The organism is Allostella sp., from assembly GCF_041913585.1.
In the GTDB taxonomy this organism is placed as follows: Bacteria; Pseudomonadota; Alphaproteobacteria; order ATCC43930; family Allostellaceae; genus Allostella.
The window spans coordinates 1-22227 of the sequence record NZ_JAYSFE010000055.1 but is presented as its reverse complement, the minus strand read 5'-3'; the positions used below and the strand labels follow the sequence as shown (position 1 = coordinate 22227).

The following is a 22227-nucleotide window of genomic DNA, read 5'->3' as shown; positions in this document are numbered from 1 at the left end:
GCCGAGATGCCGAACGAAATGACGCTCGACCCCACCGACGAGACCCTGCTGCGGCTGCTGCGCGAGAATGCCCGCCGTTCCACCGCCGAACTCGGCCGCCGGCTCGGGATTTCGCGGACCACCGTGCAGAGCCGGCTCGAGCGCCTGGAGCGCCGCGGCATCGTCGCCGGCTACACGCTGCGCCTCGGCCGCGACACCGCCCGCACGCTGGTGCGGGCCCACATCCTGCTGACGGTGAAGCCCAAGCTGGCACGGCCGACGGAGGCGGCGCTCGCCCGCATCCCGCAGATCACCGCGCTCCATTCGGTGAGCGGCGTCCACGACCTGATCGCCCTCGTCGAGGCGCGCTCGGTCGAGGAGATGGACCGGCTGATCGACGAGATCGGCGCGCTGGACGGCATCGAGCGGACCGTGACCTCGATCATCCTCTCGACGCGGTTCGACCGGGGTTAGGCCGCACCATGCTCCATCTCGACCACCTCTCCGTCGTCGCCCCGACCCTGGCCGAGGGCGTGGCGCACGTCCGGTCCTGCATCGGCCTGGAGGTCCCGTTCGGGCAGCGCCACGGCTACATGGGCACCCACAACCACCTGCTGCGGCTCGGCGGACCGGTCTATCTCGAGATCGTGGCGCTCGACCCCGAGGGCGCGCCGCCGGGCCGCCCGCGCTGGTTCGGGCTCGACGACCGGCGCTCCGTCCGCGCCGACTGGGAGGCCGGGCGCCGGCTGCGCGGCTGGGTGGCGCGCACCGACGCCATCGACACGGTCCTCGCGGGCCGTGAAGCGATCTTCGGCCGGAAGGTGTCGCTGCCATGGGCCGAGCCCACGTTCGAGTTCGCCATTCCCGACGACGGGTCGCTGCCGCTCGGCGGGGCCGCCCCCTCCCTGATCGACCGCCGCGGCAAGCCGCGCGCGATGGCGGCGATGGCCGACCTCGGCGCCCGGCTGCGCGCGTTCCGGCTGGAGCACCCGGAGCCCGACGCCGTCTCGGCCCTCTATCGCGACCTCGGCGTCGACCGGCCGCCGGCGGTCGTGCCGGGCGCCACGCTGCGTTACGTCGCGGAGATCGAGACGCCGGCGGGGCTGCGCCTGCTGTACTGATGCCAGGTCCGGCGGATGCGGAACGACCCCATCATCGATGCCGTTGCGTCCCTCGACTTCGCTCGGGATACGGGATGTTATTGTTTTGTTGAACTTTCTCATCCCGAGCGAAGTCGAGGGACGCACGGACGCTGGCCGGCACCATGAGTCATTGAACTGCGGACGTGGTATGAGCCGGCCTCAACCGCCGCGCACCGCGTCCAGGCGCAGCCGGATGGCGGCGCGGGTGACCGGACCCGCGACCCCGTCGACGGTCAGGCCGGCCAACCCCTGGAACCAGCGGATCGCCGCCTCGGTCGCCGGCCCGGCCCGGCCGTCGACATCGAACCGCGGGCTGGCGCCGAGATCGTTCAGCGCCTGCTGCAGCCAGCGCGTGTCGGTGCTGTCGCCGGCCGCCTGCCACGCCGGCAGCGGCGGCCCGTCGCCCTGAGCCAGCGGCCACACCCGGGCGAACCAGCGCTTGCGGTCCGCCAGCCCGTTGAAGCCGCCATTGATGCGGCGGGTGATGAGGGCGATGTCGTCGAGGTCGGCCGCGAGGTTGAGGCTGCCTTCGGACCATTCGCGCAGGGCCGGCTTCAGCGCATGTGCGGCCGCCGTCACCAGCGCCGGCTCGCCCTCGAGATCGAGGCCGCAACGCTGTCCCATGCGGCGGTAGTTGCCGCGGCCCGTCGTCTGCAGGAGGCCGCCGCCGCGGTAGCGGAAGCCGTCGCCGGGTTCGAGGTTGCCGAGTTCGGCCGCCTTCCGCGGGTTGCCCAGGCCGTAGACCCGCTCGGCCAGCGCCTCGGGATTGCCGATCAGGCCCGGCACCTCGTCGGGCCGGACGGCGGCGGAATGCCGGCCGACGCCGAAGATCTCCAGCAGTCGCTCGGGCGTGCGATAGCGCAGGTTCTCGAAGAGGACGGTCCCGCCGCCCGATTCGTGCAGCACCTGCGCCAGGAAATGCGCCGTTCGCAGCGGCGTCGTGATCTCGGCCTCGGCCAGCAGCGCGTCGCCGGCGTCGAAGGCGGCGCGATACTCGGCCCGGGCATCGGGCGCGATCCTGCGGAAGATCTCGGCGATCCGGGACATGGCCTGGCCCTCCCCCACGCGGCGAGTGGCCAGCCTAGCATGCTGCCGCCCCTCAGGCCGAGGCGACCTCCTCGCCCGCCGCGCGGCCCGGAACCGAGGCGAGCAAGAGGCGGGTGTATTCGTGGCGCGGCCGGAACAGCACCTCGGCGCTGGGGCCGGCCTCCACCACCTCGCCGCGGCGCATGACGGCGATGCGGTCGCAGACCTGGCTGGCGACGCGAAGGTCGTGGGTGATGAAGAGGACGGCGAGGCGCAGCTTGCGCTGGATGTCGGCGATGAGGTCGAGGACCTGCGCCTGGACCGAGACGTCGAGCGCCGACACCGGCTCGTCCGCCACCAGCACCTCAGGCTCCAGCGCCAATGCGCGCGCGAGCCCGATGCGCTGGCGCTGGCCGCCGGAGAATTCGTTGGGAAAGCGCTCGGCCGCCGACGGGTCGAGCGCCACCAGCGCCAGCAGTTCGTCGACCCGGGCGCGGGCCCGCCGCCGGTCGATGCCGTGGGCCAGCAGCCCCTGGGCGACGATCTCGTGGACCCGGCGGCGCGGGTTGAGCGAACCCCAGGGGTCCTGGAAGACCATCTGCACCCGCCGCCGGACCGGGCCGAGGCGCCGGCCGCGGAGCGTCAGCAGGTTGCCGTCGACCCCCGCCAGCGTCAGCGTGCCGGCATCGGCCTCGACGAGCCGGACGACGAGGCGGGCCAGCGTCGACTTGCCCGACCCGCTCTCGCCGACGATGCCGAGCGCCTCGCCGCGCCGGAGCGACAGGTCGACGCCGCCGACCGCCGCCACCCGGCGGCCCGGCCGGAAGAGGCCGGCGCGGCCGGCATAGGTCTTGGCGAGCCCCCTGCCCTCCAGCACCGTCTCGCCCAGTTCGGCCGTGCGGTCGGGCCTGGGCGCGAGGCGCGGCACCGCGGCCAGGAGGCGCTGCGTGTAGGGGTGCCGGGGCCGGTCGAGCACGTCGGCCGCGTCGCCGGACTCGACCACCCGCCCTTCCTGCATGACGGCGACCCGGTCCGCCATCTCCCGGACGACGCCGATGTCGTGGGTGATGAGCATGACCGCCATCGCGCGGGCGGCCTGGATCGCGCGCAGCAACTCCAGGATCTGCGCCTGGGTCGTCACGTCGAGCGCCGTCGTCGGTTCGTCGGCGATGAGCAGCACCGGGTCGAGGGCGAGCGCCATCGCGATCATCGCCCGCTGCCGCTGGCCGCCGGAGAGCTGGAAGGGCCGCGCGTGGCGGATCAGCGCCGGGTCGGGCAGGCCGACCGCCTCCAGGAGCGCCAGCGTGCGGCTGCCGTCGCGGTCGGGCCGGCCGTGGAAGCGGAAGACCTCGGCGATCTGGTCGCCGATGCGCATCACCGGGTTGAGGGCCGCCATCGGCTCCTGGAAGATCATCGCCATGCGGCTGCCGCGCAGCCGCCGGCGCTCGGCCTCGGCCATGCCGAGAAGCTCCCGCCCCTCGAAGCGGATCGAGCCGGAGACGGCGAGGCCCTTCGGCACGAGGCCCATCACGGCGTGCGCGGTCAGCGACTTGCCCGAGCCGCTCTCGCCGACGACGCAGAGCACCTCGTTCGGCCGGACGTCGAGGGTGATGCCGTCGACCGCGTGGGCACGGTCGGCGCCCGCCGGGAGCGCGACGCGCAGCCCCGCGATCGCCAGCAGCGGCGCCGGGTCGGTCACGGGCCGGTCCGCCGGCGCAGGTGCGGGTTGAGGGCGTCGTTCAGCCCCTCGCCGACCAGGTTGATCGCCAGCACCGTCACGAAGATGGCGAGGCCCGGGAAGACCGAGAGCCACCATGCCTGGCGGAAGACGGCGCGCGCCGCCCCGATCATATAGCCCCAACTGATGCGGTTGGGGTCGCCGAGGCCGAGGAAGCTGAGCGCCGATTCGGTCAGGATCGCCGTCGCCACCATCAGCGAGGCCATGATGACGATCGGCGTCAGCGCGTTCGGCAGCACCTCGCCGAAGATGATGCGCAGGTGCGAGACCCCGGAGAGAACGGCCGCCTCGACGAACTCGCGATGGCGCAGCGCCAGGAACTCCGAGCGGGCGAGGCGGGCGACCGGCGGCCAGGTGACGACCGCGATGGCGATGACGATCGAGGCGAGGCCCGGCGTCAGGATCGCCACCAGCAGGACGGCCAGGACGAAGCTCGGGATGGTCTGGAAGAACTCGGTGAAGCGCATCGCGACGTCGTCGACGGCGCCGCCGAAATATCCCGCGAGCGCCCCGACCACGACGCCGATCGCGACCGCGAAGACGGTGGAGACGACGCCGATGAAGAGCGAGACGCGGGCGCCGTGGAAGATGCCGGCGAGCACGTCGCGGCCCAGCATGTCGCTGCCCAGCGCGAAGCCCTCGCCCGGCGGCTGCAGCGGTGCCCCCCGCGTGTCCCACGGGTCGAAGGGGAAGAGAAAGGGCGCCGAGAGGGCGAGCAGCAGCACCGCCGCCAGCACCGCCAGCCCGAGGACGGCCCCGCGGTTGCGCAGGAAGCTCTGCCAGAAGCTCATCGCCGGGCGCTCATCTGCCGCCGGACCCGATCCGCGGGTCGGCGATCCGCAGCAGCAGGTCGGTGACGAAGTTGAAGAGGACGACCGCCACCGCCGAGGCGAGGAAAACCGCCAGCAGCAGGTTGTAGTCGCGCTGCAGCAGCGCGTCGAAGGCGAGCCGCCCGATGCCGGGCCAGGCGAACACCGTCTCGGCGACGATGGCGCCGCCGACGAGGTGCCCGGCCTGGAGGCCGGCGAAGGTGATGATCGGCAGCATGGCGTTGCGCAGGATGTGCGCCGTCACCACCCGCCATTCCGGCAGCCCCTTGGCGCGGGCGGTCTTGACGTAGTCGAGGCCCGCCGTCTCCAGCATCGCGCCGCGGGTGAGGCGGGCGTAGATGGCGACGTAGAAGAGCCCCAGCGTCAACGCCGGCAGGACGAGGTGGCGGGCGACGTCGATGGCGCGCGCGAGATCGCCCGACGGCGGGATCAGGCTGCGCATCCCGAAGGGCGGCAGCCAGCCGAGCGTGACCGAGAAGAAGAGGATGAAGAGCAGCCCGACCCAGAAGATCGGCATCGCGTAGAAGACCAGCGCCGCCACGGTGACGATACTGTCGGCCGGCCGTCTCGCCCGGACGGCCGCCAGCACGCCGAGCGCCGGGCCGACGACGAGGGCGAAGAGGAAGGCGGCGCCCGTCAGCAGCAGGGTCGCCGGCAGCCGCTCCAGCACCATGTCGGCGACCGGGCGGCGGGTGCGGTAGCTGACGCCGAGGTCGAGGGACAGGACGTTGCCGACATAGGTCGCGAGCTGCGCCGGCAACGGCCGGTCGAGCCCGAACTCGGCCCGGGTGCGGGCGAGGAACTCCGGGTCGGCGGCGCCGGACTCGCCCGCCAGCACCGTCGCCACGTCGCCCGGCGCCAACCGCACCAGACAGAAGTTGAGCACGACGATGGCGAGCAGGATCAGCGCCGCCTTGACCAGCCAGCCGGCGAGGAAGACCAGGATGCGCATGGGTTGGAGCCGGCCGTCCGCTGGCGGAGGATGGCGGGGCCGCAGGTCCGATCGCCGGACCTGCGGCCCCGTGCCGTCACTTCGCCAGCCAAGCGTCGGCGAAGCTGTCGTTCGGGCCGAAGCCGTTGATGATGGCGTCGCGCAGCTTGGCCGAATGGATGGTCGGCCACTGGATCTCGACCAGCCAGGCGATCGGCGCCTCGCCGGCGACGATCTTCTGGATCTGCGAATAGAGCTGCTTGCGCTGGCCCTCGTCGGTGCTGCCGGCCGCCTTGGCGAAGAGCGCGTCGACCTCGGGGTTCGAGTAGCCCGAGGTGTTGGTGAAGAGCACGCCCTTGCGGATGTTGGAGGTGAGGTAGGTCCGCGACACGCCGAGTGCCGGGTCCGCCAGCATCGACAGGAACGTCGTCGTCATGTCGTAGTCCCAGTTGGCGAAGCGGTTGCCCCAGCCGGCGACGTCGCTACTCTCCAGCGTCACCTGGATGCCGACCTTGCCCAGCGCCTGGCGAATGTATTCCGACAGCCGGTTCCACAGCTCGCCATAGGGCAGGCCCAGGAGCTTGACGCGGGCGCGCACGCCGCTGCCGTCCGGCTTCAGGCCCATCTCGTCGAGCAGCGCCGTCGCCTTCGCCGTGTCGAACGGGTAGAGCGGCACGTTCGGGTCGTAGAAGGGCGAGCTGGAATGGAGCGGCCCGGTCGCCACCTTGGCGAGGCCGAAGAAGATGTTGGTGCGGATGAACTCGCGGTCGAGCGCGTGCAGGATGGCACGGCGGAAGCGCGGATCGTCGAACGGCTTGCGGCGATTGTTGAGCTCGATCCAGGAGATGGTCGAGTTCCATTCCCAGCCCTTGGTGGTGACGACGAGGCCCGGGATCTTGCCGAGGCGGGCGACGTCGACGAACTCGATGTCGGTCTGGGCCGCGAGCTGCACCTGGCCCGTCTCCAGCGCCAGCGCGCGCGACGCGCTGTCGGGGATGAAGCGGTAGTAGATCGCGTCGAGGTGCGGCTTGCCCGCCTGCCAGTAGCTGTCGTTGCGGACGAGGTGGATGTACTCCCCCTTCTTCCATTCCTTGAACTTGAAGGGGCCGGTGCCGACCGGCGTCTGGTTGATCGGGTTGGCCCGGAAGTCGGTGCCCTTGTAGAGGTGCGCCGGCATGATCGGCGCGCTGAGGGTGTCGAAGCTGCGGATCAGCGGCGCGTAGGGCTCCTTCAGCTCCAGCCGCACCGTGTGCGGGTCGACTGCCACGGTCTTGACCCGCTCGAAGGTCGGCTTCGAGCGCGAATGCACCTGCGGCATGAACTCATTGAAGGAGAAGACGACGTCCTCGGCGGTGAACGGCTTGCCGTCGTGCCACTTGACGTTCTGCCGCAACTTGAAGGTGTAGGTCAGCCCGTCGGGCGCCACCTGCCACGACTCCGCCAGCACCGGGATCGGTGCCAGGTTGAAGTCGTAGGTCATCAGGCCTTCGAACATCTTGGTCGCCGGCAGGAGCGTCGGCGCGTTGATGTTGACGCCGATGACGATCCCCGGCGGCTCCGGCCACAGGGTGGAATTGAGGATGCCGCCCTTCTGCGGCGCCTGCGCCGCGGCCGGGACGGCCGCCAGCGCCATGCCGGCGGCGAACGCGATGGACTTCCAGATCCCTGACATGCCCGACCCCCGATCCGATTGCCGCCGGGAGTGGACCTCCCGATCGGCGACGATGGTGCAGCGCGATCCGCCGCCCCCGCAAGGGCCTAGGCCGATCGCGGCCTCAGAATTCCGGAACCACCGGCCGGCCGCTGGCATGCGCCTCCTCGGCCGCGAGGCAGACGGCGATCGACTGCTTCGCCTCCTCGGGCGGCAGGGGCGAGCGGTTCTCGCGGAAGGCGACGAAGGCGCGGCGCAGGTTCTCCTCGAGCTCGAAGACCTCGCCCGATTTCGGGATCGCCACCGTCTCCGCCTCGGTCCGGCCGCGCCGCAGCACCTTGAGCTCGTACTCGGGCGTCAGGGTGCGCGCGACCGCGCCCGACCACCAGGTGCGGACCGCACCGTCCGTTCCCGCCAGCTCCAGCATCGTGTGGTGCTCGAACCCGGCCAGCGTCTGGGTCAGGAAGGCGGTCGAGCCGTCGCCCCATTCCAGCAGGGTGCCGAAGTTGGCGACGAGCCCCTCGCCCGCCGGCTCGCCGAAGGCGCGGACCTGGGCCGGCAGCCCGTTCTCCCGCGCATACCAGAGGACGAGGTCGTAGAAATGCACCATCTCCTCCAGGATCCAGGAGCCGACCCGCTCGGGATCGTGGCGCCAGCCGCCGGACCCGGGCCGGAAGGGGTGCCGGAAGAGGGTGAAGTTCTGGTAGCGGACACGCCCGACCTCGCCCCTGGCGACGACCTCGCGGATCGCCCCCCACTGGCCGGAGACGCGCAGTTCGTGGTCGAGCGTCACCTGGCGCCCGGTCCTGCGGGCGGCGGCGATCACCGCGTCGCATTCGGCCAGCGTCAGGCCCATCGGCTTCTCGAGGAAGACGTGCGCGCCCGCCTCCAGCGCGGCGACGGCGAAGCGGGAATGGACATGGTTGGGGGCGGTGACCGAGACGACGTCGAAGCCGCCGGCCGCCAGCATCGCCTCGTAGTCGCGGTAGCGCGGCACCCCGGGGAAGAGTTCGGCCGCTGCCTTCTCGGACCGCTCGCCATGGCAGAAGATGGCGGCGATCTCGGCGCCGTCGATGGCGCCGATCGCGCGCGCATGCATCTGCCCCCAGGCGCCGAAGCCGCCCATCGCCACCCGCGTCCGTTCGCCCGTCATCGACCGCCTCTCCTCACCAGGGCCGCTCCTCACCAGGGCAGAGGGTGCCCCGCATAGGTGTAGAATCCCCCGGTCTGGTGGTTGCCCAGCCGGCGCACGAAGTCCCGCATCGCCGCCACGCTCTCGGTCGCGGTCAGGGGTGCGTCGTCGCTGCCGCCCGCCGTGCGCACCCAGCCCGGATGCAGCAGCGCGACGGTGATGCCGTCGCCGAATAGGTCGATCGCCAGGCTGCGGCCGATGGCGTTGAGGCCGGCCTTGCTGGCGCGGTAGCCGTAGTGGCCGCCGGACAGGTTGGCGCCGATCGCGCCCATGGCGCTGGTGACGATGAGCAGTCGCCGCTCGCGCCCCGCGGCGAGGTTGCGCCGGAAGGTCTCGACCAGCTTCAAGGGCCCGATCGTGTTCACCGCCAGCATCCGCTGGACGTAGGCATAGTCGATCTCGCCGAGGCGGCGCACGTCGCGGCCGATCCCGGCGTTGGAGACGAGGATGTCGAGCGGCTCGCCGGCCAGTTCTTCGGCCAGCCGGTCGAAGGCGCCGAGGTCGGTCACGTCGAGGGCGCGGTGCCGCATGCCCGCGCGGTCCGGCAGGCGCTCGGCGAGGTCGTGGTAGGTGGCGACGACGTCGTAGCCGGCATCGGCGTACTGGACCGCGAACTCGCGGCCGAGGCCGCGGTCGCAGCCGGTGACGAGGACGGTGCCCATCAGCCGGCGAAGAAGGGCTCGGGCAGGCCGCGGGCGCCGAGCCCGTCGATGCGCACGAGCTTGCCGGCATCGGGCCAGCGCGGCCGCTCCTCCGGCGCCAGCATCTTCGTCGCCGAGGTGACGAAGAGGATATCGAGGTCCGGGCCGCCGAAGGTGCACATGGTCGGCTGCTTCGCCGGCACGGCGATGCGCTCGATCAGCTGTCCCGCCGGCGAGAAGCAGGCGACGGCGGCGCCGTGGATGAGCGCGCACCAGTAGTTGCCGTCGCGGTCGACGGTGGCGCCGTCGACCCGCCCCCCGAGGCCGACCGTCGACAGGAAGAGGCGCCGGTTGGAGATCGCGCCCGTCTCGATGTCGAAATCGTAGACCCAGACCGTGTCGGCGCGCGTGTCGGAGAAATACATCCGCCGGTCGTCGGGCGCGAAGGCGATGCCGTTGCCGACGGTGAAGCCGCCGTCCATCCGCCGGCAGGTGAGGTCGGCGTCGAGGCGGAACAGCTCGGCCTGGCGGCCGATGAAATCCGAGTGGACGCTGCCGCACCAGTAGCGACCGCGGCGGTCGCACTTGCCGTCGTTCAGCATCAGGCGCGGGTCGCGCGCCACCGGGTCGACGATCGGCGCGACGGTCCCGCGCTCGAGGTCGATGCGGTTGAAGCCGGTGCGCATGCCGCCGACCAGGGTGCCGTCGCGGGCGAAGACGAAGGACCCGATGTCGGCCGGCATCGGGAAGCTCTTGACCCGGCCGGTTGCCGGGTCGAGGCGGCGGATGGCGGGAGCGAAGGCGTCGACCCAGTAGAGACGATGGTCGGCCGTGTTCCACATCGGCCCCTCGCCCAGGATGTCGACGAGGTCGCACGCGATCGAGACGGAGGTCAGGGGCCGCTCCCTTCTTCCCACAGCCAGCGGGCGCGATGATGCACCCTGGCGCCGGGCGCGAGAAGCCGGATCGACGGCCGTTCCGCCAGTTCGCCCGCGAAACCCTCCGGGTCGCCATGGCCGGTCCAGCTCTCGACCGAGAGGAAGGGCGCCCCCGGCCGGCTCCACAGCGCGACGTGCGGGAAGTCGGGCTGGTCGACGAGGATCGCCTGGCCGCGGCCGTTCTCGAAGCGGACCCGGCGGCTCGCCGTGTCGAGGAAGCACAGCGCATCGCCGGCGAAGAGGGCGTCGTCGAGCGCGAGGACGCCCTCGGCATCGATCGGCACCGGCCGGCGGCGGGCAGAGAACAGCCCGCCCGGCGCAATCACCGGCACCTCGGCCCGCTCCGGCCGCTCGAAGCGGACGCGATGGCCCGCGCGCGGCGCGCCGGCGAGCGGCCAGCGGAATCCGGGATGCAGCCCGACCGCATAGGGCAGCGGCCGGTCGCCCGGATTGGCGACCGTGAGCACGACGGCGAGACGGTCCGGCCGGAGGCGCCAGTCGACGGTCAGCCGGAATCCGAAGGGGTAGACGTCGCGCGTCTCCGCCCCGTCCGTCAGTTCCAGGCGGACGCGGTCCGTCGCGCGCCCGACGACGCGGAACTCGGCCGCCGGGGCGAAGCCATGCACCGGCATCGGGCGCCGGATGCCGTCGACCCGGACATGGCCGCCCTGCGACCAGCCGACGACCGGGAAGAGCACCGGCGCCGTCCGCCCCCACCAGGCGGCATCGGCCGTCCACAGGAGCGGCACGCCGCCGACGCTCCAGGCGACGGGCTCCGCTCCGCGGCGGGCAACGAGCGCACGGGCGCGTCCGGTGGAAAGCGGGACAGGATCGGGTTCGGACATCGGCGACAGCATTGCCCGCGCCCGCGCCGCTTCGCTACCCTCCGGCGAGCGATCGGGACCGATCCACGCCCGCGGAGAGGCGGCCGGCCCGAGGCCCATGGAGGAACGCAGGTGGCGGACTGGGACTACATCATCGTCGGCGCCGGCTCGGCCGGCTGCGTGCTCGCCAACCGGCTAAGCGAGGATCCCGGCAACCGCGTGCTGCTGCTGGAGGCCGGCCGCAAGGACGACAGCTTCTGGATCCCGATCCCGGCCGGCTTCATGAAGCTCATCAGCGACAAGACCTACAACTGGTGCTTCGCGACCGAGCCCGAGGCCAATGTCGAGGGCCGCTCGATCGCCATCCCGCGCGGCAAGACGCTGGGCGGCTCCAGCTCGATCAACGGCATGGTCTATGTCCGCGGCCAGCCGCTCGACTACGACACCTGGTCCCAGCTCGGCTGCCGCGGCTGGTCCTACGAGTCGGTGCTGCCCTACTTCCGCAAGTCCGAGAACTTCGCCGGCGGCGCCAGCGACATTCGCGGCGCCGGCGGCCCGCTCAACGTCTACGAGGTGCCGGAGCGGCACGAGATCCTCGACGCCTTCATCGACGCCGCGGTCGAGGCGGGCTACCCGCGCAACCGCGACTACAACAGCGGCGACCAGGAAGGCTTCGCCTACTTCCAGGTGACGCAGCGCAACGGCCGCCGCTGGTCGACGGCGCGCGCCTTCCTCGATCCGGCGCGCGGGCGTCCGAACCTGCATGTCGAGACCGAGGCGCAGACGACGCGCGTGCTGCTGGAGGGCCGGCGCGCGGTCGGCATCGAGTACGCCCAGGGCGGCGAGCGAAAGACCGCGCGCGCCCGGGGCGAGGTGATCCTGGCCGCCGGCGCGGTGCAGTCGCCCCAGCTCCTCGAGCTTTCCGGCATCGGCCGGCCCGAACTGCTGCAGGGCTTCGGCATCGAGGTGCGCCACGCGCTGCCGGGGGTCGGCGAGAACTACCGCGACCACTATGCGCCGCGGATGAACTGGCGGGTGAAGCTGCCGGTGACCCTGAACGAGCAGACGCGGGGGCTCGCCTTTCTGCGCGAGCTCGCCCGCTACTACATGGGCGGCCGCGGCATCCTGACCCTGCCGGCCGGGATCATCGCCGGCTTCGTCAAGACCCGGCCCGAACTCGAAGGGCCCGACGTCCAGTACCATTTCGCCCACGCGAGCTACGCCTCGGCGGCGGTGCGCAAGCTCGACCGCGAGCCCGGGATGACGATCGTCGTCTGCCAGCTTCGGCCGGAATCGCGCGGCTCGATCCACCTCAAGTCGGCCGACCCGCTGGCACCGCCGGCGATCCGCCCGAACTTCCTGGCCGAGGCGGTCGACCGGCAATGCGTCGTCGACGGCATGAAGATCGCCCGCCGCATCGTCGAGCAGCAGGCGATGGACCGCTATCGCGCCTTCGAGATGACGCCCGGCCCGTCCGTGCAGACGGACGAGGAATGGCTGCATTTCGCCCGCATCAACGGCCAGACCGTCTATCACCCGATCGGCACCTGCAAGATGGGCCACGACCCGATGGCGGTCGTCGACGACCGGCTCCGGGTGCATGGCGTCGCCGGCCTCAGGGTGATCGACGCCTCGATCATGCCGACGCTGATCTCGGGCAACACCAACGCGCCGACGATCATGATCGCCGAGAAGGGCGCCGACATGATCGGCCAGGACGCGAAGGCGCGGGTGGCGGCTTGATCGGCTGCCTCCGGCAGCCTCGAAGCAATGACGTATTGCATTCCGCACTACAATCAACCACCTTCCGTTCCGGAGGTCCGCATGCCCGCGAACGCGAAACGCAAGGAACATCCGATCTCGATGCGCCTGCCGGAAGAGGACATCGCGATCATCGACCGGGCTGCCGACCTGCGTGGCCGCTCGCGTACCGACTTCGTCCGGGAGGCGGCGGTCCGGGCAGCGGAAGACGTGCTGATGGAGAACCGGCTGATCCGCATGAGCAGCGAGGGCTTCGCGGATTTCCTGGCCGCCTTGTCGGAACCTGCGACGGCGGTGCCGGAGATCGTCGAGCTGGCGAAGCGCCCCGCGCCATGGGAGCCCGGCTACACCCCGAAGCGTTGACTCGATGCCGCTGGCCGGGCCGGAGCCGCTGACCGTCGCCCACGACGTGTCGCGGTTTGCCTGCGGCAAGCCCAGCCTCGACCATTGGCTGAAGACGCGGGCGCTGTCCAATCAGGAGAAGGGCTTCACGGCAGTCCTGGTCGTCCACGAGGCCGGGCGCGTCCTTGGCTACTATGGTCTGGCGCCGACGGCGGTCGTGCCGGGTGCGCTGCCCCGCTCCATCCGGACCGGCCAGCCACCCGACCCGGTCCCCTGCCTCCTCCTCGGACAGCTCGCGACGGACCTCGGCTGGGCGGGACGCGGGATCGGCACCGGCCTGCTCAAGCATGCGCTTCAGCGCTGTGTCCGGGCCGCCGGCCTAGTCCGCGGCCGCGCCCTCATGGTCAACGCGGTCGATGCCGGGGCGGCCGCCTTCTGGATGCGCCGCGGATTCCTGCCCTCTCGCGGCGATCCGCTCATTCTGTACCGCTCGATCGCGGCGATCGCCGCGTCGCTGGCGGAGGCCGAGGCGTAGCGGTGCGCCGGGATCAGCCCGTCCCGGCCGCTCGCCGCCCCGCGCCGGTGCCCGCGATCTTGCCGAAGACGGCGCCCGACATCAGGCCGGTGCCGCCCGGATAGTTGAAGTAGAAGAGCCCGCCGACCAGTTCGCCGGCGGCGAAGAGACCGGGGATCGGCTGGCCCTCGGTGTCGATCACCCGGCCCTCGCCGTCGACCTTGAGCCCACCGAAGGTGAAGGTGATGCCGCAGGTCACGGCATAGGCCTCGAAGGGCGGCTCGTCGATGGTGTTGGCCCAGTTCGACTTCGGCACCAGCAGGCCTTCCGTGCAGCGCCCATCCTTGACGTTGGGGTCGAAGGGGATGTCGGTGCGCACCGCGGCGTTGTAGGCGAGGATGGTCCGCAAGGCCCGCACCGGATCGACGTCGTCGAGCTTGCGGACGAGATCCTCCAGGGTGTCGGCCTGGACCTTGGTCACCTGGCGGATGCGGTACTCGTCGCGCAAGAGGTGCCGGGTCTTGCGGTCGAAGATCTGCCAGGCGAACTGGTTGGGCTGGTTCAGGATCACCCGGCCGTACTTGGCGTAGGTGTAGTTGCGGAAGTCCGCCCCCTCGTCGACGAAGCGCTCGCCGTTGGCGTTGAGCATGATCGAGAAGGGGTAGCTGTGCTTCTGGAACCCGTCGCCGACCGCGAGGTCGCCGAACTCGGGCGCGTTGCGGTCCCAGCCGACGGCATGGCAGCCGGACCAGTTGCCGTAGGGCATGGCGCCGACGTCGAGCGCCATGCGGATGCCGTCGCCGGTGTTGAAGCGGCTGCCGCGGACCTTGGCGAGGTCCCAGCCGGGCCCGAGATAGCGGGTGCGCATCTCCGAATTGGCCTCGAAGCCGCCGGCCGCGATCACCACCGACTTCGCCCGCACCTCCCGGGTGCGGCCGCCCTGACGCACGCGGACGCCGGTGACGCCGTCGTCGCCGGCGACCAGCGACACCGCACGCGCCTCGTAGGCGACCGCGATCCCCTCGCGCGCGGCGGCGGCGAACAGCGCCTCGACGAGGCCGGGGCCGCCGCCCCATGCCTCGACGGTGAGGCCGCCCCAGAACTTGAACCGGCCGTCGACCTTGAAGGCCTGCCGCCCCCAGATCGGGGCGAAGCGCACGCCCTTGGCCCGCATCCAGCGCAAGGTCGGCCGCGAGCGGTCGACCAGCAGTTCGACGAGGTCGGGATTGGCGCGGTACTCGGTCACCCGCCCCATGTCGTCATGGAACTTTTCGGCGGTGTAGGTGCCGAAGTCGGTGTTGGCGATCTCCTCGTTGGTGAGGTCCGGCATCAGCGCCTTGAGGTCGTCGACGCCGTCATAGACGCAGCGGATGGCGCCCGCGGTGAACCGCGTGTTGCCGCCGCGCTCCGCCTCGGGCGCGCGCTCCAGCACCAGGACCGAAGCCCCGTGCTCGCGCGCCGCGAGCGCCGCGCACATCGCCGCATTGCCGGCGCCGATCACCACCACATCGACCGTCTCGGGCAGCATCCGTCCCTCTCCCGGGTACTCGTTCGTTTCCGCCTCCGACCGGCTTACGGCGGATCGCCCTCCTTGCCAAGCCGCCTCATTCCTCCTCCTCCGGCCCGCAGAGATGGAGGAGCGCCACGCCGATCAGCAGCAGGAAGATCGCCGCCGCCCGCTGGCCGTTCCAGGTCGGCGACTGCCACATCGCGAACCATTCGCCGCCGATCGCGATGAAGCCGGCGCCATAAAGCAGGAAGCCGGCCGTCAGCCCGAGGATCGCCGGGCCGCGGGCCGCCAGGTAGGCGCGGCGCGGCGCGGCGCGGGCGGCCCAGAGCCGGGCGGCGCCGAACCAGAGCAGCAGCGCGGTCAAGATCTCCCAGGCGATGATGAGGACGTAGGCGGCGTGGTGCAGCGTCGGATCGGTGATCGCACGGCCCATCAGGGCGGGCGCGCGGAAGGTCGTGTCCATCGTCAGCACATGCTGGACGAAGGCGAAGTTGCTGCCGTAGTCGACGACGTTGCCGAGGCCGACCAGCGAGAAGAACAGGGCCACCGTGGCGACCAGGGCGATGCGCGACAGGCGGAGCGCCGTCATGGGGATGTCCTCGTGGTTCTGCCGGCCTTCGCTCGCGCCGACGGCATCAGAATGATCGCCGAAAGCGGCATTTGCCAATCGCCCGCGATGTGGTCTGCTGGTCGGGCAACCGATGGAGGGCGCGGGCGATGGCGACCAGCGACGAGGGCGGGCACGGGCGCACGCCCGAGGCGGCGGCACGCCGCCGGCGCTCGATGCTGCGCCGGATCGACGCCGCGCTGGCCCGGATCGAGACCGGCGAATATGGCTGGTGCGCCATCTGCGGCGAGCAGATCGCCGCCACCCGCCTCGATCACGAGCCGACCACCGCCTACTGCATCGCCTGCGCCGGGGCGGCGCGGCGCGAGGACGGGTGAGGACAGGCCGCTACGCCACCCGAGGCGCGGCCGCGCCCGGCCGGCCCGGCATCGCCGCCACCAGGGCCGCGGTGTGGGCATCGGCCGGTGCCGTCAGCACCTGCCGCACCGGCCCGTGCTCGACGACCCGGCCATGGTGCAGCACCAGCACCTCGTCCGCGATCCCGGCCACCACCTCGAGGTCGTGGCTGACGAAGACGATGGTCAGCCCGCGGGCACGGGCGATGGCGGCGATCAGGTCCAGGACCTGCGCCTGGGTCGCGGCATCGAGCGCCGACAGGATCTCGTCGCACACCAGGAGGTCGGGGGCGACCGCCAGCGCGCGGGCGATCGCCACCCGCTGGCGCTGACCGCCCGAGATGCGGTGCGGATGGCGGTCCATCAGGTCGGCCGGCAGGCCGACCTCCGCCAGCAGCGCCAGCGAGCGGGCGCGGATGTCCGCCGTCGGGCACAGGCCGTGGATGCGGAAGGGCTCCGCGAGCAGCCGCGCCACCGGCAGTCGGGGATTGAGGCTGCCGCCCGAATCCTGGAACACCATCTGGCAGCGGCGGGCGAAGGCGCGGCGGTCGCCGCCCGCCGCCGGATCGCGGCCGAAGACCCGGACCTGGCCGGCGCTCGGCCGGACGAGGCCGACGAGCGCGCGCGCCAGCGTGCTCTTGCCCGAGCCCGATTCGCCGACGATCCCGAGGACGCGGCCGGGCGCCAGCGCGAACGAGACGCCGTCGAGCGCGGCGTGGTGGCCGCCGCCGGGCCGGGCATAGCGCACCGACAGCCCCTCGGCGGCGATCGCGGGCGGCGCTGCGGCGGCCGGCGGGTCGGGGCGCACGCTGGGGGCGTGGCGGGCGACGAGCCGGCGCGTGTAGGGGTGCTCCGGCGCCTGGAACAGCCGTGCAACCGGGCCGCTCTCGACGACCCGCCCCCCTTGCATGACGAGGACGCGGTCGGCGACCGCGGCCACCACCCCGAGATCGTGCGAGACGAAGAGCAGCGCCATCCGCCGGCGCCGGCGCAGGTCGTGGAGGAGCGCCAGGATCTGCGCCTGGACGGTGGTGTCGAGGGCGGTGGTCGGCTCGTCGGCGATCAGCAGTTCGGGATCGCAGGCCAGCGCCATCGCGATCAGGACGCGCTGCTGCTGGCCGCCGGAGAGCTGCCACGGGCGGCTGGCGGCGACGCGGTCCGGGTCGGGAAGGCCGACCTCGGCCAGGAGTCCCAGGGCCCGCTCGCGCGCGGCGGCGGCCGGGTCCGGCGCATGGGCGCGGATCGCCTCGATGATCTGCGAGCCGGCGGTCATCAGCGGGTTGAGGGCGGCCATTGCCTCCTGGAAGACGATGGCGACGCGGCGTCCGCGGAGCGGCCGCCAGCCGCGCTCGTCGAGCCCGACCAGGTCGGTCGCGCCGAGCCGCAGCCGCCCCTCGATCCGGGCCGAGCGCGGCAGCAGGCCGGCGATCGCCAGCATCGTCGCCGACTTGCCGCTGCCCGATTCGCCGACGATGCCGAGCGCCTCGCCGGCCGCCAGCGCGAACGAAACGCCGCCGACGGCAGGTGGCCCGTCGCCGAAGCGGACCGCCAGGTCCTCGACCTCGAGCACGGGCCGCGCCCCGGCGGAGGCCGTCATGCGAGGTCGGTCCGCGGTCGCGGGTCGACCAGACGCTGCAGCAGGTCGGTGAGGCCGTTGACCAGCACCACCGCCACCGCCAGCACCAGGATCACCGCCTGGACGAGCGGGTAGTCGCGGCCGCGGATGGCGTCGAGCGCCAGCGTGCCGATCCCCGGCAGGCCGAACAGCACCTCGACCGTGATGGTGCCGCCGATGAGGCCGGCGAGGATGATGCCGCCCAGCGCGATGGCGACGGTGAGCGAGCCGGGCAGGACGTGGCGCACCAGGATCCGCGCCGGGCCCAGTCCCTTGGCGCGGGCGGTGCGGACATGGGGTGCGGCCATCGTCTCCTTCAGCTCCTCGTGCAGCGGCTTCACGACCTGCCCGGCGATGTCGATGCCGATGATGAGGGCCGGCAGCAGCGTCTGGCCGAGCGCCGGCAGCCAGCCGAGCCAGACCGAGAAGACGAGGATCGCCGCCACTCCGACGCAGAAGGTCGGCACCGCGACCGACCAGACGTTGACCGCCTCGAGCATCCAGGCGGCGGGCGAGCGCGGCCACAGCGTCGCCGCCACCGCCAGCGCGATGCCGAGCACCAGCCCGATCGCCAGGGCGCCGGCCGCCAGCGCCAGCGTGTGCGGCACGGCAAGGGCGATCATGTCGGCGACCGGGGTCTCGAAGCGCAGCGACAGGCCGAGGTCGCCGCCGGCGGCCCGCGCGATCCAGAGGCGGAACTGCTCGGGCCAGGCGAGGTCGAGGCCCATCTCGCGACGGAGATCGGCGACCGCCTCGGCGTCGAGCGCGCCCTCCGACGCGAGGATGTCGACGACGTCGCCCGGCACGACGCGCACCAGCAGGAACACGGCGACGGTGATCGCGGCGACGAGCAGCACCTGGCGCGCCAGGATCAGGAGGACGCGCCTCACCGTCCGGCCTCGGGACGGTCGCGCAGCGGGTCGAGGGCGGCCCGCACCCGGCCGCCGGCGAGGACCGCGGCGATGGTGACGAGCGACAGCGCCGCCACCGGCACCAGCGCCGCGTGCGGCGCCGTCTCGATGTAGGGCACGCCGTCGGCGATCATCCGCCCCCAGGTCGGGGTCTCGGGCGCGACGCCGACGCCGAGGAAGCTCAGGACCGATTCGGTGGTGATGGCGCGCGGCACCACCAGCGCCGTCTGCGTCACCAGGGCGCCGGCCACGTTCGGCAGGACGTGGCGCGCCAGCACCGCGGCGCGGCCGGCGCCGAGGACGCGGGCCGCCTGGACGTAGCCCGCGCCCGTCTCGCGGTCGTAGGTGGCGGCGGCGACGAGCGCGAAGACCGGCGCATGGGCGATGCCGAGCGCCAGGACGACGGGCAGCGCGCCGCTGCCCAGCGCCACCATGAGGACGAGCGCCAGCAGCACCCCCGGCATCGTGCGGACGAGGTCGACGATCGCCAGCAGGAACCAGCGGACCGGCCCGCCGCCGGCCGCGGCGGCGAGGCCGATGCCGGCCCCGAGGACAAGCGCCAGCATCGACCCGGCGAGCGCGATCGCGAGGCTGAGGCGGGTGCCCTCGGCAAGCCGGGCCAGCATGTCGCGCCCGAGCGGGTCGACGCCCAGGGGGTGGGCCGCCGAAGGGCCGGCATTGCGCAGTTCCAGCGCCTGCGCCAGCGGATCGACCGGGACCAGGTCCGGCCCGTACCCCACGAGGGCGAGCAGCGCGACCCCGGCCGCGATCATCGCGACCCGGCCGGCCGGCCGGCGGCGGACGGGGCCGGAGCCGGCCCCGGCCGCGACCGCGGTCACGAGCGCTTTCCGGCGAGCCAGGTGAAGGCGACGCCGCCGTCGACCGCGTGCTGGCCCCAGGTGAAGCCGGTGCGATAGCCGTGGACTTCCGGCCGGACGCCGATGGCGTTGGCGGAATGGCCGACGACGACGGTGTAGTAGCGGTCGAGCGCCCGCTGCCAGGCGGCGAGATAGTGGCGGCGGACGTCGTCCGGCCGCGGCGAGGCGACGGCCTGGGCAACCAGCCGGTCGAACTCCGGGTCCTGGACACCGCCCCAGAGCACGGGATTGGGCCCGTCGCTGGTCAGCCGCACGAAGCGCAGGAAGATGTCGGCCCGCGGCCCCGACGACATCGGCGCGATGTCCCAGTCGTACTGCCCGAGCCGGCGCTGCGCGCCGACGTCGTCGAGGGCCTGGTGGTCGACCTGGAAGCCGAGGCGACGCAGCGCCTGGACGACGATCTGGGTGTAGGAATCCTGCCAGGAGACGATGCGCACGGTGTGGGCGGCGGGATCGACGCCGGCTTCGCGCAGCAGGGCGGCCGCCTTTTCCGGATCGGGCTTCGCGTGCCGGTCGGCCTCGTGCATCGCCTTGTCCCAGAAGAAGTTTCCGGGGGCCGCCATCTGGTTGGTGACGATGCCGGCAGCGCCGGCGATGAAGCGCATGTAGGCCGGCTTGTCGAGCATGTGGGTGACGGCCTGGCGGACGCGCGGATCGTCGAAGGGCGGCCGCGGCTTGCGGTTGTTGAAGGACCAGAAGTACCAGGTCGTGTCCTTGAGGTGCTGGACGCCGACCTTGCCCTCGGCCTGGAGCTGGGCCGCCTTGTCGTGCGGGACGCGGGCGACGTGCAGGTCGCCCGCCCGCAGCGCCAGGCTGTTGTCGTCGACGTCGCGGAGGTCGAACTCGACGGCATCGAGGTAGGGCTTGCCGGCCATCCAGTACTGCCTGTGCGCCGGCGCCCGGAAGCGGACCTTGGGCTGCCACTCGCCGAAGACGAAGGGGCCGGTCGCGATCGGCCGGGTGATGGTGCCGGCCCAGCCGGGCGATTCCGGGGCGACGATCCAGAGCTCCGACAGGAGGTTGAGGAACGGCGCGTAGGGCTCGGAGAGGGTGACGCGGAAGGTGTAGGCGTCGGGCGCGTCCAGCGCCGCCACGAGCTTCATCGCGCTGGTGAGCCAGCCGCGCTTGACCGTGTCGCGCACGCGCTCGAAGTTCGCCTTGACGTCCGCGGCCGTCAGTTCGCGACCGTTGTGGAAGCGGACGCCCTGGCGGATCCGGAACTCGTAGACCTTGCCGTCGGCCGAGACCGAGTACCGCTCGGCCAGGAACGGCTTGACGGTGCCGTCGTCGGCGATGCTGGTCAGCGTCTCGACGAAGACCTGCTGGACGGCGATGCTGCCGGTGTGGCGATGGGGATCGGCGGTGTCGAGGCCGAGCACCGCGATCCTGAGCGTGCCGCCGCGCTGGGGCGGTTCGTCGGCGACGGCCGGCAGGCCGAGGCCGGCGGCGGCGAGGACGACGCCGGCGAACAGGGCGCGTCGGGTGATCGGGAAGCGGCGCATCGGTCCTCTCCGGGGTGGTCAGGCGGAAGTCATGGGCGGGGGCTCCATCGGCAGCGGCCGGCCGTCCATGCCGTCGGCCGCAAGGCCGAGGTGGCGCAGCACCGTCGGGGCGATGTCGATGAGCGAGGCGGGGATGGCGGTCGCGCGCGCCGCGGCGAAGCCGCCGCCCCGCACCACCAGGAACGGGCTCTGCTCGTGGATGCCGAGGCCGCCATGCTGGCCGAACCCGTCGTAGCTCTTGCTGCTCTCGGGATCGGCGACGATGTCGGCATGGCCGGGTACGCCGTGGGCATTGGGCGAGCGGTCGGCCCGGGTCGTCAGCGCCATCAGCACGGCGCCGTCGACCGGCAGGCCGAGGCTGGCGAGCTCCGGCCCGTCGAAGACCCGGCCCACCCAGTCCTCGCCCTCGAGGAACCGCCGGATCGCGTCGCGCCGCTCGCGCGCCTCGGGCGCGGCGTAGAGCACGGCGCCGGTGCCGTTGGGCGCGAGCACGAGTTCGCTGCTGTCGGGCGCCGCCTTCAGGCCGGCCGCGACCAGCCGGCCGGTCGCATCGACGGTGCGCCGGGTCGTCTCCATTCCATGGTCGGAGCAGGCCACGAAGAGCACGTCGTCGCCCTCCCGCTCCAGATCGGCGACGGTGGCGAGCACCTCGCCGACCCGGTCGTCGGCGGCGCGGATGGCGGCGCGGTGGGCGGGCGAGCCCAGCGGCTCGCCGTGGCCGGTGTGGTCGGGCTCGGACAGCCACAGGGTCGCCACCGCCGGGCGCCGCTCGCGCAGCACCTCGCCGCAGAAGCGCCGGGTCATCGTCCGGTCGCCCTCGGCGCCGATGCGGATCGCGAGATGGCGCTCGCCCGTCTCCGGCACCAGGCCCGGGCCGTAGGAGCCGGCGCGGTGGTAGACCCAGCCCCAGCCGTCGGGATCGTGGAAATAGGCGGCGCCGGGGGAGACGTTCGACAGGATGACGGCGCCGCCGCGGTCGGCGAGGCGCTGCGCCAGGGTCGGCACCCGGAGCGTGCCGCCGGTGGCCCGCCGCATCCGGTCGCGGAAGTCGGGATCGCCGACCGAACGGCAGACCAGCCCCCCGCCCTCGTCGAGCGCCATGGTGTTGCCGAGCAGCCCGTGCGTGCCGGGCAGGCAGCCGGTCGCGATCGACGCCGAACTGGTGCGCGTCGTCGAGGGGAAGACGCCGCGGAAGGCGCGGAAGGAGCAGGCGTCCGCCATCAGCCCGGCGAGCACGGGGGCGACGTCCGGGGTGATGAGATCGCGGCGCAGGCTGTCGCAGACGACGAGGACGGCACGTCGGGCCATGGGGCTCCCTTCCCGGGCGGGAGCCATAGCC

At 72.6% G+C, this 22227-nt stretch carries 22 protein-coding genes; 6 read left to right on the top strand and 16 right to left on the bottom strand.

The window, feature by feature from the left end:
• Window positions 1–18 precede the first annotated feature (18 nt).
• Both ACE3Q3_RS12335 and ACE3Q3_RS12330 read left to right on the top strand, forming a co-directional pair.
• Window positions 19–453: an Lrp/AsnC family transcriptional regulator gene (locus tag ACE3Q3_RS12335; protein ID WP_374446442.1), complete on the top strand. Its 435-nt coding sequence runs from the start codon at window positions 19–21 to the stop codon at window positions 451–453.
• Window positions 454–461: 8 nt separating this feature from the next.
• Window positions 462–1100 (top strand): VOC family protein, encoded by a 639-nt coding sequence (locus ACE3Q3_RS12330; protein WP_374446440.1) that lies wholly within the window; start codon window positions 462–464, stop codon window positions 1098–1100.
• Between the two features lie 180 nt (window positions 1101–1280).
• On the opposite strand, the gene ACE3Q3_RS12325 is transcribed toward ACE3Q3_RS12330, so the two are convergent.
• The 9 genes from ACE3Q3_RS12325 to ACE3Q3_RS12285 all read right to left on the bottom strand — a co-directional run bounded on the left by ACE3Q3_RS12325 (window position 1281) and on the right by ACE3Q3_RS12285 (window position 10913).
• Window positions 1281–2168 carry a peptidoglycan-binding protein gene (locus ACE3Q3_RS12325; protein WP_374446438.1) on the bottom strand — a complete coding sequence of 296 codons (888 nt, stop codon included), beginning with the start codon at window positions 2166–2168 and terminating at the stop codon, window positions 1281–1283.
• Window positions 2169–2220: 52 nt separating this feature from the next.
• Window positions 2221–3846, bottom strand: coding sequence for an ABC transporter ATP-binding protein (locus tag ACE3Q3_RS12320; protein ID WP_374446436.1), 1626 nt, complete (start codon window positions 3844–3846; stop codon window positions 2221–2223).
• Window positions 3843–4676: an ABC transporter permease gene (locus ACE3Q3_RS12315; protein WP_374446434.1), complete on the bottom strand. Its 834-nt coding sequence runs from the start codon at window positions 4674–4676 to the stop codon at window positions 3843–3845. The genes ACE3Q3_RS12320 and ACE3Q3_RS12315 overlap by 4 nt, the downstream gene beginning before the upstream one ends.
• Before the next feature lie 10 nt (window positions 4677–4686).
• Entirely contained in the window at window positions 4687–5667 is a 981-nt protein-coding gene (locus ACE3Q3_RS12310) for an ABC transporter permease (protein ID WP_374446432.1), read from the bottom strand.
• Between the two features lie 76 nt (window positions 5668–5743).
• Window positions 5744–7318, bottom strand: a complete 1575-nt coding sequence (locus ACE3Q3_RS12305; protein WP_374446429.1) for an ABC transporter substrate-binding protein — start codon at window positions 7316–7318, stop codon at window positions 5744–5746.
• A gap of 103 nt (window positions 7319–7421) precedes the next feature.
• On the bottom strand, window positions 7422–8450 hold the full coding sequence (locus ACE3Q3_RS12300) for a Gfo/Idh/MocA family protein (RefSeq protein ID WP_374446426.1): 1029 nt from the start codon (window positions 8448–8450) through the stop codon (window positions 7422–7424).
• Between the two features lie 29 nt (window positions 8451–8479).
• On the bottom strand, window positions 8480–9151 hold the full coding sequence (locus tag ACE3Q3_RS12295) for an SDR family oxidoreductase (protein WP_374446423.1): 672 nt from the start codon (window positions 9149–9151) through the stop codon (window positions 8480–8482).
• The gene (locus ACE3Q3_RS12290; protein WP_374446420.1) at window positions 9151–10047 is read right to left on the bottom strand and encodes an SMP-30/gluconolactonase/LRE family protein; all 897 of its coding nucleotides are present in this window, start codon (window positions 10045–10047) and stop codon (window positions 9151–9153) included. The genes ACE3Q3_RS12295 and ACE3Q3_RS12290 overlap by 1 nt, the downstream gene beginning before the upstream one ends.
• Complete coding sequence (locus ACE3Q3_RS12285) at window positions 10023–10913, bottom strand: aldose 1-epimerase family protein (RefSeq protein WP_374446417.1); 891 nt, start codon at window positions 10911–10913, stop codon at window positions 10023–10025. The genes ACE3Q3_RS12290 and ACE3Q3_RS12285 overlap by 25 nt, the downstream gene beginning before the upstream one ends.
• 111 nt (window positions 10914–11024) lie before the next feature.
• Between ACE3Q3_RS12285 and ACE3Q3_RS12280 the strand changes: the two genes are divergently transcribed.
• The 3 genes from ACE3Q3_RS12280 to ACE3Q3_RS12270 all read left to right on the top strand — a co-directional run bounded on the left by ACE3Q3_RS12280 (window position 11025) and on the right by ACE3Q3_RS12270 (window position 13530).
• Window positions 11025–12635: a GMC family oxidoreductase gene (locus ACE3Q3_RS12280; RefSeq protein ID WP_374446414.1), complete on the top strand. Its 1611-nt coding sequence runs from the start codon at window positions 11025–11027 to the stop codon at window positions 12633–12635.
• Between the two features lie 81 nt (window positions 12636–12716).
• The gene (locus ACE3Q3_RS12275; protein ID WP_374446411.1) at window positions 12717–13016 is read left to right on the top strand and encodes a DUF1778 domain-containing protein; all 300 of its coding nucleotides are present in this window, start codon (window positions 12717–12719) and stop codon (window positions 13014–13016) included.
• A gap of 4 nt (window positions 13017–13020) precedes the next feature.
• Window positions 13021–13530, top strand: a complete 510-nt coding sequence (locus ACE3Q3_RS12270; RefSeq protein WP_374446408.1) for a GNAT family N-acetyltransferase — start codon at window positions 13021–13023, stop codon at window positions 13528–13530.
• Between the two features lie 13 nt (window positions 13531–13543).
• Here the strand turns inward: ACE3Q3_RS12270 and tcuA are convergent, their stop codons facing one another.
• Together tcuA and ACE3Q3_RS12260 are read right to left on the bottom strand one after the other, a co-directional pair.
• Window positions 13544–15037, bottom strand: coding sequence for an FAD-dependent tricarballylate dehydrogenase TcuA (gene tcuA / locus ACE3Q3_RS12265; RefSeq protein ID WP_374446405.1), 1494 nt, complete (start codon window positions 15035–15037; stop codon window positions 13544–13546).
• Between the two features lie 76 nt (window positions 15038–15113).
• Entirely contained in the window at window positions 15114–15608 is a 495-nt protein-coding gene (locus tag ACE3Q3_RS12260; RefSeq protein WP_374446402.1) for a DUF2165 family protein, read from the bottom strand.
• 128 nt (window positions 15609–15736) lie between these two features.
• Between ACE3Q3_RS12260 and ACE3Q3_RS12255 the strand changes: the two genes are divergently transcribed.
• Window positions 15737–15964, top strand: coding sequence for a TraR/DksA family transcriptional regulator (locus ACE3Q3_RS12255; protein ID WP_374446399.1), 228 nt, complete (start codon window positions 15737–15739; stop codon window positions 15962–15964).
• Window positions 15965–15974: 10 nt separating this feature from the next.
• Here ACE3Q3_RS12255 and ACE3Q3_RS12250 read toward each other — a convergent pair whose 3' ends face one another.
• From ACE3Q3_RS12250 to ACE3Q3_RS12230, 5 genes are read right to left on the bottom strand one after another with little or no spacing between them, the layout of a single operon-like run.
• Complete coding sequence (locus tag ACE3Q3_RS12250) at window positions 15975–17579, bottom strand: dipeptide ABC transporter ATP-binding protein (protein WP_374446396.1); 1605 nt, start codon at window positions 17577–17579, stop codon at window positions 15975–15977.
• Window positions 17576–18487 carry an ABC transporter permease gene (locus ACE3Q3_RS12245; RefSeq protein ID WP_374446392.1) on the bottom strand — a complete coding sequence of 304 codons (912 nt, stop codon included), beginning with the start codon at window positions 18485–18487 and terminating at the stop codon, window positions 17576–17578. Before ACE3Q3_RS12245 ends, ACE3Q3_RS12250 begins: the two co-directional genes overlap by 4 nt.
• Entirely contained in the window at window positions 18484–19347 is an 864-nt protein-coding gene (locus ACE3Q3_RS12240; RefSeq protein ID WP_374446389.1) for an ABC transporter permease, read from the bottom strand. The genes ACE3Q3_RS12245 and ACE3Q3_RS12240 overlap by 4 nt, the downstream gene beginning before the upstream one ends.
• On the bottom strand, window positions 19344–20888 hold the full coding sequence (locus ACE3Q3_RS12235) for an ABC transporter substrate-binding protein (protein WP_374446386.1): 1545 nt from the start codon (window positions 20886–20888) through the stop codon (window positions 19344–19346). Before ACE3Q3_RS12235 ends, ACE3Q3_RS12240 begins: the two co-directional genes overlap by 4 nt.
• 18 nt (window positions 20889–20906) lie before the next feature.
• Window positions 20907–22196: an alkaline phosphatase family protein gene (locus ACE3Q3_RS12230; RefSeq protein WP_374446383.1), complete on the bottom strand. Its 1290-nt coding sequence runs from the start codon at window positions 22194–22196 to the stop codon at window positions 20907–20909.
• Window positions 22197–22227 lie beyond the last annotated feature (31 nt).

Coding starts and splice junctions, on each gene's coding strand:
- ACE3Q3_RS12330 (WP_374446440.1), top strand. CDS start 462: ATGCTCCATCTCGACCACCTCTCCGTCGTCGCCCCGACCCTGGCCGAG.
- ACE3Q3_RS12260 (WP_374446402.1), bottom strand. CDS start 15,608: ATGACGGCGCTCCGCCTGTCGCGCATCGCCCTGGTCGCCACGGTGGCC.
- ACE3Q3_RS12315 (WP_374446434.1), bottom strand. CDS start 4,676: ATGAGCTTCTGGCAGAGCTTCCTGCGCAACCGCGGGGCCGTCCTCGGG.
- ACE3Q3_RS12325 (WP_374446438.1), bottom strand. CDS start 2,168: ATGTCCCGGATCGCCGAGATCTTCCGCAGGATCGCGCCCGATGCCCGG.
- ACE3Q3_RS12300 (WP_374446426.1), bottom strand. CDS start 8,450: ATGACGGGCGAACGGACGCGGGTGGCGATGGGCGGCTTCGGCGCCTGG.
- ACE3Q3_RS12310 (WP_374446432.1), bottom strand. CDS start 5,667: ATGCGCATCCTGGTCTTCCTCGCCGGCTGGCTGGTCAAGGCGGCGCTG.
- ACE3Q3_RS12305 (WP_374446429.1), bottom strand. CDS start 7,318: ATGTCAGGGATCTGGAAGTCCATCGCGTTCGCCGCCGGCATGGCGCTG.
- ACE3Q3_RS12295 (WP_374446423.1), bottom strand. CDS start 9,151: ATGGGCACCGTCCTCGTCACCGGCTGCGACCGCGGCCTCGGCCGCGAG.
- ACE3Q3_RS12335 (WP_374446442.1), top strand. CDS start 19: ATGACGCTCGACCCCACCGACGAGACCCTGCTGCGGCTGCTGCGCGAG.
- ACE3Q3_RS12285 (WP_374446417.1), bottom strand. CDS start 10,913: ATGTCCGAACCCGATCCTGTCCCGCTTTCCACCGGACGCGCCCGTGCG.
- ACE3Q3_RS12230 (WP_374446383.1), bottom strand. CDS start 22,196: ATGGCCCGACGTGCCGTCCTCGTCGTCTGCGACAGCCTGCGCCGCGAT.
- ACE3Q3_RS12255 (WP_374446399.1), top strand. CDS start 15,737: ATGGCGACCAGCGACGAGGGCGGGCACGGGCGCACGCCCGAGGCGGCG.
- ACE3Q3_RS12275 (WP_374446411.1), top strand. CDS start 12,717: ATGCCCGCGAACGCGAAACGCAAGGAACATCCGATCTCGATGCGCCTG.
- ACE3Q3_RS12235 (WP_374446386.1), bottom strand. CDS start 20,888: ATGCGCCGCTTCCCGATCACCCGACGCGCCCTGTTCGCCGGCGTCGTC.
- ACE3Q3_RS12270 (WP_374446408.1), top strand. CDS start 13,021: ATGCCGCTGGCCGGGCCGGAGCCGCTGACCGTCGCCCACGACGTGTCG.
- tcuA (WP_374446405.1), bottom strand. CDS start 15,037: ATGCTGCCCGAGACGGTCGATGTGGTGGTGATCGGCGCCGGCAATGCG.
- ACE3Q3_RS12250 (WP_374446396.1), bottom strand. CDS start 17,579: ATGACGGCCTCCGCCGGGGCGCGGCCCGTGCTCGAGGTCGAGGACCTG.